Genomic DNA, 8,556 nt, shown 5'->3' on the forward strand with positions numbered 1-8,556 from the left:
GCCTCCCCTTGGAGCCATTCGGCCCCTGGATACACCCGTCACTCCGTTCCGGGCGCCAGGAGGGCCAAAAGGCGCTGAAGGTCATCATTCGAGTAGTATTCGATTTCGATTTTTCCACGTTTTTTCCCCTGATATATTTTCACACCTGTTCCCAGCGAAACCCGAAGAACTTCTTCATAGTGGCGCAGGGTCGGGTTTTCTCGGGGAGCCGGCTTTCGTGTTTCACGTGAAACAAACGAGTTGAGCCGATGAACAAGGTGCTCAACCGCCCGCACACTCAAATCTTCTTCCACGATGCGCTCTGCCAGCTTGGTTTGTTGGTCAGGATCACTCAGCGCCAACAGCGCCCGAGCATGACCCATGGTCAGTGTTCCACGTGAAACACTCTCACGCACCTCACTGGGCAAATTCAACAAACGCAGCATGTTTGCCACGTGGGATCGACTTTGCCCCACTCGTTCAGCGACCATCTCCTGAGTCATCGAGAACTCCCGCATCAACGTTGCATAGGCTTCCGCCACTTCAATGGGATTGAGATCTTCCCGCTGAAGGTTCTCGATCAGTGCGATCTCCATAACCTCTCGATCCGAAAGATTGCGCACCACCACAGGGACTTCCGCCAATCCCGCCCGCTCCGCCGCCCGAAATCGCCGCTCACCGGCGACAATCTCATATCCACTTAGCACCCGCCGAACCACCAAGGGTTGCAGAATTCCATACTCCCGCACCGACTCCACCAGTTCCGCCAGCTTTTCCTCGGCAAACTCCCGGCGCGGCTGGTACGGATTTGGCCTAAGCTCCTCAAGGGGAACGCTGGACACCGGGTCATCCGGGCTCACATTGATCTGCGGGATCAGTGCGCCCAGCCCTTTACCTAAAGATGGTCCCTTACCCTTGGCCATGAGACACCACTTCCCTGGCCAAATCCATGTAAACCTCCGCGCCCCGAGATCGCGGGTCGTATTCGATGACCGGCATACCGTGGCTCGGGGCTTCGCTCAAACGGACGTTGCGAGGAATGATCGTTTTGTAGACCTTTTCACGAAAATACTTTTTTACATCTTCCACCACCTGCACCCCTAGGTTTGTCCGGGCGTCAAACATCGTCAATAAAACCCCCTCCACCTGCAAGCGGCTGTTGAGGTGTTTCTGTACCAAACGAATCGTATTCAACAGTTGGCTGAGTCCTTCCAACGCATAGTACTCGCATTGAATGGGGATCAAAACCGAATCCGCCGCAGTAAGTGCGTTTACCGTCAATAACCCGAGGGAAGGAGGGCAATCAATCAGGATATAGTCGAAACTCCCGCGTAAACTTTGAATCGCCCGCCGCAGCCGCACCTCCCGGGACATAATGGGTACGAGCTCGATTTCCGCTCCTGCCAACTGAATCGTCGCTGGAATGATCGACAGATTCTCCGTGCGAGTTGGCAGAATCGCATCCACCGCACTCACATCGTTAATCACCACATCGTAGATGCAGTGTTTCACATCCGCTTTATTGATGCCTATCCCGCTCGTGGTGTTGCCCTGGGGATCGATATCAATCAACAACACCCGCCGACCGAGGCTCGCCAAGGCCGCTCCGAGATTGACCGATGTGGTCGTCTTCCCCACTCCGCCCTTCTGGTTGGTCACAGCAATGACCCTTGCCAACGGAACCACCTCAATCCCTTCTCCTCGCTCATCGATGGCGACTCTTCCTCCGTTCGTCCATCCGCCTTTCTCCTGCTCCACTTTTTCGAGTTCCAGTCCCTGCCTCATCCTTTTACTCAACCGCCCTGTTTTGCCGACCGCTTGGGCACCCGAATGATGAACTCATAAAATTCCTCACCATCCTCTTCTTTCGCCTCGACAGGTACCCCAGACTTCTGAATCATGTCGATGGATTGACGAATCGTGTTCAGAGCGATTCGCACATCTTTTGAAATCCCCGTCCTGCGGCTCCGGGGCTTTTTCACCCCCGCCTCCAGCAACTGTTTGATTCTCACCTCGGTCTGTTTGACACTCCACTCATTCGAAACGATCTCGCTCAACACCTTCAATTGTGTCTCCCCGTCGGACAGGGCCAGCAGAGCCCGAGCATGACGTTCGGAAATTGTTCGGTCCATAAGGGCCGCTTGGACCGCCTCAGGAAGTTGCAACAATCGCAACTTGTTCGCAATCGTGGACTGCCCGCGGCCAAGACGCTGGGCCAAACTTTCTTGGGTCAACCCGTGTAGTTCCATCAACTGCCGATACGCCCACGCTTCTTCCACCGGCGAAAGGCTCTCCCGCTGCAAATTCTCAATCAACGCGGCCGTCGCAGCCTGGGAATCGGACATCGCCCTCACAATCGCCGGCACAGTGATCATGCCAATGCGCTTTGCAGCGCGTAAGCGCCGTTCTCCAGCAATCAGCTCGTACTTCCCGTCCTTCTCACGCACTACTAGCGGCTGAATCATCCCGTGGGTCCGAATCGTTCGGCTCAGTTCCTCCAGCCCTTGCTCATCGAATGCCACCCGCGGCTGGTACGGACTCGGTACAATGAGTTCGATGGCAATCTCCCGCACCTGCTCCCCGGCTTCCTTACCGTCGGGCTCCCGTTCGCCTGCGTGGAAAAAACGGATCCACGGGTCTTTTCCCATGTGACCTCCCACCTTTACCCCGACCTAACCTCCTACCCCATTTCATTTCGCCATCGATAGGATCGACTCCTGCAACGCCCCTACGTGAGAGGACGCTTTTCCGGAACCCCCGGACGCCGGGGGTACTCTGTTGGCGTTGCTGAGATTTTGCGTACAATCACCACGCTTCTCCCCCCCATCCCGTAAGGCAGTTCATACCTATGCACCGCCTCCACCTCCCCACCGAGACGACGAATTGCACCCCGGGCCCCTTCCAGTTCCTCCTCGACATCCGGACCCTTCCAGGCCATCGCCATGCCGCCCACCCGAACGAAAGGGAGCAGCAGCTCCGCCAACACCGACATCTGAGCCACCGCCCTGGCCGTCGCCATATCGAAACTTTCCCTCCATCCCGGGCGACGTCCATACTCTTCAGCCCGCCCGTGAACCACCCGAACCCTCGTCAAACCTAATTCACCCCTCACCTCTTCTAAAAACCAAACCCGCTTTCGCAACGCATCCAATAATGATACCGAAAAACCCGGACGCGCCACTGCCAACACTAAACCGGGAAAACCAGCCCCAGACCCGACATCGACGAGGAAACCGGCCTGAGGCACCTCCGGCAAGCCCAGGACCACCAAACTATCATAAAAATGCTTCCAGTACACTCCCTCCGCGTCGGTCACCGCGGTCAAATTGACTTCCCGGTTCCGCTCCACCAGCCGCCGCTCATAGACCTCTAACCCGCGCCACACCTCGGTCTCCAGCATAACTCCCTGCGCTTCCAGCGCATCTTGTATCTGCCGGACGAGTTCCCCCCTGGAACCATCGGCCATCGCTTTATCTCCCTTTCCCAAGGACCCTGTTTTGCCCCTCAAGATACACCAGTAAAATCGCGATGTCCGCCGGGCTCACCCCGGAAATTCGCGAAGCCTGACCGACCGAGCGAGGCTGGACAAGACTCAATTTTTCCCGCCCTTCGTGGGACAGTCCCCGAACCTTGCCATAATCCAAACCTTCTGGAATGCGCTTTTCCTCCATCTTTCGCATATGCTCTATAGTCTGTTGCTCTTTCGCCATGTATCCCGCATATTTCACAGCAATCTCCACTTGTTCCACCACCTCCGGGTCCAACGCCTCCCGAGGCGGAGCCACCGCCTGAACCAAGGAATAGTCCAATTCCGGCCGCCGCAACAACTGATCGAGCGCCACCGACCCGGACACCGGTGCCGATCCTCGTTCTCGCAACAAGGACTCCACATCCTCGCCCCGAACCCGGGTGCCGCTCAGCCGATCCAACTCTTCTTCAATCCGCTCCCGTTTTTTCAGCAGTCGCTCGTATTCCCTCTCGGGAACAAGACCCAATCGGTATCCTTTCTCCATCAGCCGCAAATCCGCATTGTCATGGCGCAACAACAGACGATGTTCCGCCCGGGACGTCAACAAACGGTAAGGCTCATTGGTCCCTTTGGTCACCAAATCGTCGATCATCACCCCAATGTAACCCTCCGCCCGGCTCAACACCAAGGGTTCACGACCGAGGACCTTCAGAGCCGCATTAATTCCGGCTATAATCCCTTGCCCTGCAGCCTCCTCATAACCCGACGTTCCGTTGATCTGACCTGCGGTGAACAGCCCCGGCACCGCCTTCGTCTCCAACGTCGGCCACAACTGAGTGGGCACCAACGCGTCATATTCGATGGCATACCCCGGCCGCAAGATCTCCGCATTCTCCAACCCCCGGATGGTGTGCAACATTTCCACCTGAATGTCCTCCGGCAAACTGGTGGACATTCCCTGGACGTACCATTCCGCCGTGAAAAGTCCCTCCGGCTCCAAAAACACTTGGTGTGCCGGACGATCGCTAAACCGCACCACCTTGTCCTCAATGGAAGGACAGTAGCGAGGCCCCCGACCCTTGATTTCACCGGAATACATGGGTGCACGATCCAGGTTGTCCATGATAATCGCATGGGTCCGTTCGTTCGTATAGGTTAGCCAACAGGGCACTTGCGGCCGCCTCGGCAAACGCTCTTCATGAGAAAAATGCAGCCACTGGTCGTCTCCGGGTTGTACCATCAATTTGGTAAAATCTATGGAACGCCTGTTCACCCGAGGCGGCGTCCCCGTTTTGAACCGCACCAACTGGAACCCCAAGTCTGTCAGATTGTCGCTCAACGCCAGAGCGGGCATCTGACCCGCAGGTCCACTGCTGTAACTGACGTCCCCGATAATCACCCGGCCCCGAAGATACGTTCCGGTCGTCAGCACCACTGCCTGGGCCAAGTACTCCGCTCCGGTATTCGTCCGGACCCCCACCGCGCGACCGCCCCGCACCAAGATCTCTTCAACCAAACCTTGGCGCAAAGTCAGACCAGGCGTATATTCCAAGACCTCTTTCATCCGTCGTCCATACAGCACCTTATCCGCTTGAGCTCGGAGCGCACGAACCGCGGGCCCCTTTCCAGTATTCAGCATCCGCATCTGAATATGGGATCGGTCCGCGTTGCGCGCCATCTCTCCCCCCAGCGCATCGATCTCCCGCACCACAATCCCTTTGGCCGGCCCGCCCACCGAAGGATTGCACGGCATATATGCCACCGCATCCACGTTAATCGTCAGCAGCAACGTCCGGCACCCGAGCCTCGCGGCCGCCAACGCCGCCTCAGATCCGGCGTGCCCGGCACCCACCACCACGACATCGTACTCCCCGGCCCGATACCGCACGTTCCTCCCTCACTTTCCCAGACAAAATTGCGAAAAAATCCGATTCAACAGCTCTTCCCCCGCTCGCTCTCCGAGGATATCTCCCAGATGCTCCCATGCCGCCCGCAAATCCACGGCTGCCACGTCGACGGTCCAGCCTTCGGAAACGGCCCGCTCCGCCGCATCCAGATCTTCCCGGGCCTCCTCGAGAAGAGCCATATGCCGTACATTCGTGACCATGCACGAAGAAGCCGAAACACCCTCGCCTTTCAGCACCACCTGAGCCATTCGATCGGCAAGCTCTTGTACTCCGTCCCCGGTTCGGGCAGAGACTCGCACCATCCTGTGCTGAGGCAGCTTCTCAAGACGTCCATCGCCTGCCAGCCGTCCTGGAAGATCGATTTTGTTGACAACCACTAAAAATGGACGGTCCTTGATTCTGTCCAACAATTCCAGATCCTCTTTTTCCAGCGGAGAACTGCCGTCCAGCACACACAAGACAAGGTCTGCCTCCGCCACCCATTTTAGGCTCCTCTCCACCCCGATGCGCTCCACCTCGTCCTCGGTAGTACGAATCCCCGCGGTATCCAATATCTGAAACGCCACACCGCGAACGTGAATCCACTCATCGACCACATCCCGGGTGGTGCCGGGAATGGCCGTCACAATCGCCCTTTCCCTGCCAGCCAGTGCATTCAACAGCGACGATTTTCCAACGTTCGGGCGGCCGACAATCGCGGTGCGCACCCCCTCGCGCACCAACCTTCCGACCCGGGATGACGCAAGCAATTCATCGATCTGTTCCCGAACTTGATCCACGGCCTCCCGAATTTGTTCGATGGTCACATCCTCCACATCGTGTTCGGGATAGTCGATGGTCACTTCAATTTGGGCCATTACGTCTAATAAAATCTCCCTCATCTGTTTCACCCGGGTGGACAGTCCGCCCTTCAACTGTTCTAACGCCAGCCGGCGGGCGGCGTCCGTTTTCGAGCGAATTAAGTCGATCACCGCTTCCGCTTGGCTGAGATCCAACCGGCCGTTGAGAAATGCCCGCTTCGTGAATTCTCCAGGTTCTGCCGGTCGGGCCCCTGCCCGAACGACAGCGTTGAGCACTCTACCCACCACGGCCGAACCGCCGTGCGTGTGGATTTCAACGACATCTTCTCCGGTATAACTTCTGGGTGCCTGCATCCGCACCGCAAGCACCTCATCCAGGACCTCCGCGGTATCCGGATCCACCACTGCACCGTAGACCATTCGGTGGCTCGGTGCATCTTGTAATGACTGGCGACCCCGAAAAATCCGCTCCACCACCCGGGCGCATCCAGGACCACTGACGCGAATCACGGCGATGCCCGCCTCGCCAGGCGCCGTACCAACCGCTGCAATCACATCTTCCGCAACCGTTGCCATGCCGATCACCTCCGCAAACAAAACGAGGCGACCGTCTTCGGACAGTCCGCCCCGCCAAGCCACCGCACCCTTCTCTCATTCACGAAGACCTTCAACGCACCTGTTTCTCCACGCTTGTTCGGGTATGCTTGGTAAAAAAGTAATACTGAATAATGGTCAGCAAGTTCGTATACACCCAGTACAAAGACAAGGCCGACGGCAATGAGACGGCGATGAAAAGGATCATCAGGGGCATCATCACGAGGATCATCTGCTGCTGCTTGTCGTTCGTCGTCAGCATCATCTTTGACTGAATATACGTTGTGACCGCCGCGAGGACGGGGAGGATGAAATAGTGGTCGGGTTGCCCAAGCGGCCATATCCCGAGAAATTCGTGCGCCTGAAGCATGGCGTTCGAACGGATCGCTTGGTACAATGCCCATAGAATCGGCAATTGAATCAAAGTCGGGAGACACCCCGACAATGGGTTCACCCCGGTTTGCTGAAACAATTTCACCATTTCTTCGTTTAGCTTTTCCTTGTTATCTCCATACTTCTGCCTGAGCTTCTGGAATTGCGGCTGCATCTCCTGCATAACTTTGGAATATTTCATCTGCCGCAGCCACAGGGGCAGTGTAATCAACCGGATCAAGATTGTCACCACGAGAATCGCGATACCATAATCGTGTGTCCACCGGGCGAACAGATCAATGCCGTCCGAAAACCAACCGACAAAGGCCCCCCACCACGTCGAACGATCCACCGGGGCCACCGTTGTCGGAGCGACGGAACAACCGGTCACGACCAAAAGCACCATCGCCGCCCCAAACAGCAACTTCAGCCGCTTACCCAACCAACATCCTCCTTTTATGCCTCACCGTTTTATTTCGGCGGCACCGGGTCGTATCCACCGGGATGCCACGGACCACACTTCAGCAACCGCTTCGCTGCGAGAAACGATCCTTTTCCCAGTCCGTGAATCGTAATCGCCTGGACTGCATACTCGGAACAAGTGGGATAAAACCGGCAGCTCGGAGGCGTCAGGGGCGAGACAAATCGCTGATAACCCCGTAAGGGCAAGATGGCCAACCGGCGCAAACCCCTCACCCCTTTTTCGAAGAACGACTTTTCCCTTTGCGCGGTGCTGGACTCCTTCGATTCCCCCGGTGCCCGCCGCGGCGTGCCGCCTTCTCCACCAAGTCGGACACCCCTCGGTAAAGCTGTTCGAAGGAAGCGCCGTCGCACCCGGGTCTGGCGATGACCACCAAATCCCACCCTGTGGGCAATCGTTCCCCTTGACCCCACACGGCTTCCCTCAGCCGTCGCTTCACCTTGTTTCTCACCACGGCTCCGCCAACCTTTTTGCTCACCGAGAACCCCGCTCGCCACGGTCCACCGTCACCTCGGTTCCACGCGTATACCACAATCTCTCGATTGGCAACCGATACCCCTCTTTGAAAGACGCGTCGAAACTCCTCTCGGCTCCGCAGCCGGTTTTCTGCACGCATACTGATCCCTATCTTTCATCCTCTAGTATAGCGATCCCCGCGCCTCCGTAAACCGCCCTTGCGGAGTGACATCCTATGATGAAAAAGGCCACTTCTTCGTGGCCTCAAGCAGACAGCACCTTTCTCCCTTTCTTCCGGCGTGCGCGAAGAATTTTCCGCCCGCTGCCCGTACTCATCCGCTTCCGAAAGCCGTGCACCTTTTTCCGGTGCCGCCGATTCGGCTGGTATGTCGGTTTCACCCTTACACCTCCATCTACAGGCACATCTGTCCATTCTCCGCCATTTTACCGTCGCCCCCAACCCCTGTCAACCAAAAGACGCCGCGCTTCTTTCGACAA

The 8,556-nt window shown here is 57.2% G+C and carries 10 protein-coding genes; all 10 read right to left on the reverse strand.

All coding sequences use genetic code 11. The annotated features are described in order from the left end of the window. Positions 1–38: 38 nt before the first annotated feature. Positions 39–902, reverse strand: coding sequence for a ParB/RepB/Spo0J family partition protein (locus tag BTUS_RS16505; protein WP_013077200.1), 864 nt, complete (start codon positions 900–902; stop codon positions 39–41). Beyond that, complete coding sequence (locus tag BTUS_RS16510) at positions 889–1,656, reverse strand: ParA family protein (RefSeq protein ID WP_013077201.1); 768 nt, start codon at positions 1,654–1,656, stop codon at positions 889–891. Before BTUS_RS16510 ends, BTUS_RS16505 begins: the two co-directional genes overlap by 14 nt. Before the next feature lie 116 nt (positions 1,657–1,772). Further along, a complete protein-coding gene (gene noc / locus BTUS_RS16515; protein WP_013077202.1) occupies positions 1,773–2,627 on the reverse strand; it encodes a nucleoid occlusion protein in 855 nt (284 codons plus the stop codon). 80 nt (positions 2,628–2,707) lie between these two features. Beyond that, entirely contained in the window at positions 2,708–3,445 is a 738-nt protein-coding gene (gene rsmG / locus BTUS_RS16520) for a 16S rRNA (guanine(527)-N(7))-methyltransferase RsmG (protein WP_013077203.1), read from the reverse strand. Between the two features lie 4 nt (positions 3,446–3,449). After that, positions 3,450–5,336: a tRNA uridine-5-carboxymethylaminomethyl(34) synthesis enzyme MnmG gene (gene mnmG, locus BTUS_RS16525; RefSeq protein ID WP_013077204.1), complete on the reverse strand. Its 1,887-nt coding sequence runs from the start codon at positions 5,334–5,336 to the stop codon at positions 3,450–3,452. A 9-nt stretch (positions 5,337–5,345) separates the two neighbouring features. Continuing rightward, positions 5,346–6,731, reverse strand: a complete 1,386-nt coding sequence (gene mnmE / locus BTUS_RS16530) for a tRNA uridine-5-carboxymethylaminomethyl(34) synthesis GTPase MnmE (RefSeq protein ID WP_013077205.1) — start codon at positions 6,729–6,731, stop codon at positions 5,346–5,348. A gap of 91 nt (positions 6,732–6,822) precedes the next feature. Then, positions 6,823–7,563, reverse strand: coding sequence for a YidC/Oxa1 family membrane protein insertase (locus BTUS_RS16535; RefSeq protein ID WP_013077206.1), 741 nt, complete (start codon positions 7,561–7,563; stop codon positions 6,823–6,825). A gap of 29 nt (positions 7,564–7,592) precedes the next feature. After that, a complete protein-coding gene (gene yidD / locus BTUS_RS16540; RefSeq protein ID WP_052300684.1) occupies positions 7,593–7,808 on the reverse strand; it encodes a membrane protein insertion efficiency factor YidD in 216 nt (71 codons plus the stop codon). Positions 7,809–7,813: 5 nt separating this feature from the next. Further along, a complete protein-coding gene (gene rnpA, locus BTUS_RS16545) occupies positions 7,814–8,218 on the reverse strand; it encodes a ribonuclease P protein component (RefSeq protein WP_013077208.1) in 405 nt (134 codons plus the stop codon). A gap of 104 nt (positions 8,219–8,322) precedes the next feature. After that, a complete protein-coding gene (gene rpmH / locus BTUS_RS16550; protein WP_013077209.1) occupies positions 8,323–8,457 on the reverse strand; it encodes a 50S ribosomal protein L34 in 135 nt (44 codons plus the stop codon). Between the last annotated feature and the right edge of the window lie 99 nt (positions 8,458–8,556).

The organism is Kyrpidia tusciae DSM 2912 (genome assembly GCF_000092905.1).
Lineage (GTDB): Bacteria > Bacillota > Bacilli > Kyrpidiales > Kyrpidiaceae > Kyrpidia > Kyrpidia tusciae.

What these genes read in the sequence shown, in the direction of transcription:
- BTUS_RS16505 (WP_013077200.1), bottom strand. Translation starts at nt 902, where the DNA reads ATGGCCAAGGGTAAGGGACCATCTTTAGGTAAAGGGCTGGGCGCACTG.
- noc (WP_013077202.1), bottom strand. Translation starts at nt 2,627, where the DNA reads ATGGGAAAAGACCCGTGGATCCGTTTTTTCCACGCAGGCGAACGGGAG.
- rsmG (WP_013077203.1), bottom strand. Translation starts at nt 3,445, where the DNA reads ATGGCCGATGGTTCCAGGGGGGAACTCGTCCGGCAGATACAAGATGCG.
- mnmE (WP_013077205.1), bottom strand. Translation starts at nt 6,731, where the DNA reads ATGGCAACGGTTGCGGAAGATGTGATTGCAGCGGTTGGTACGGCGCCT.
- rnpA (WP_013077208.1), bottom strand. Translation starts at nt 8,218, where the DNA reads ATGCGTGCAGAAAACCGGCTGCGGAGCCGAGAGGAGTTTCGACGCGTC.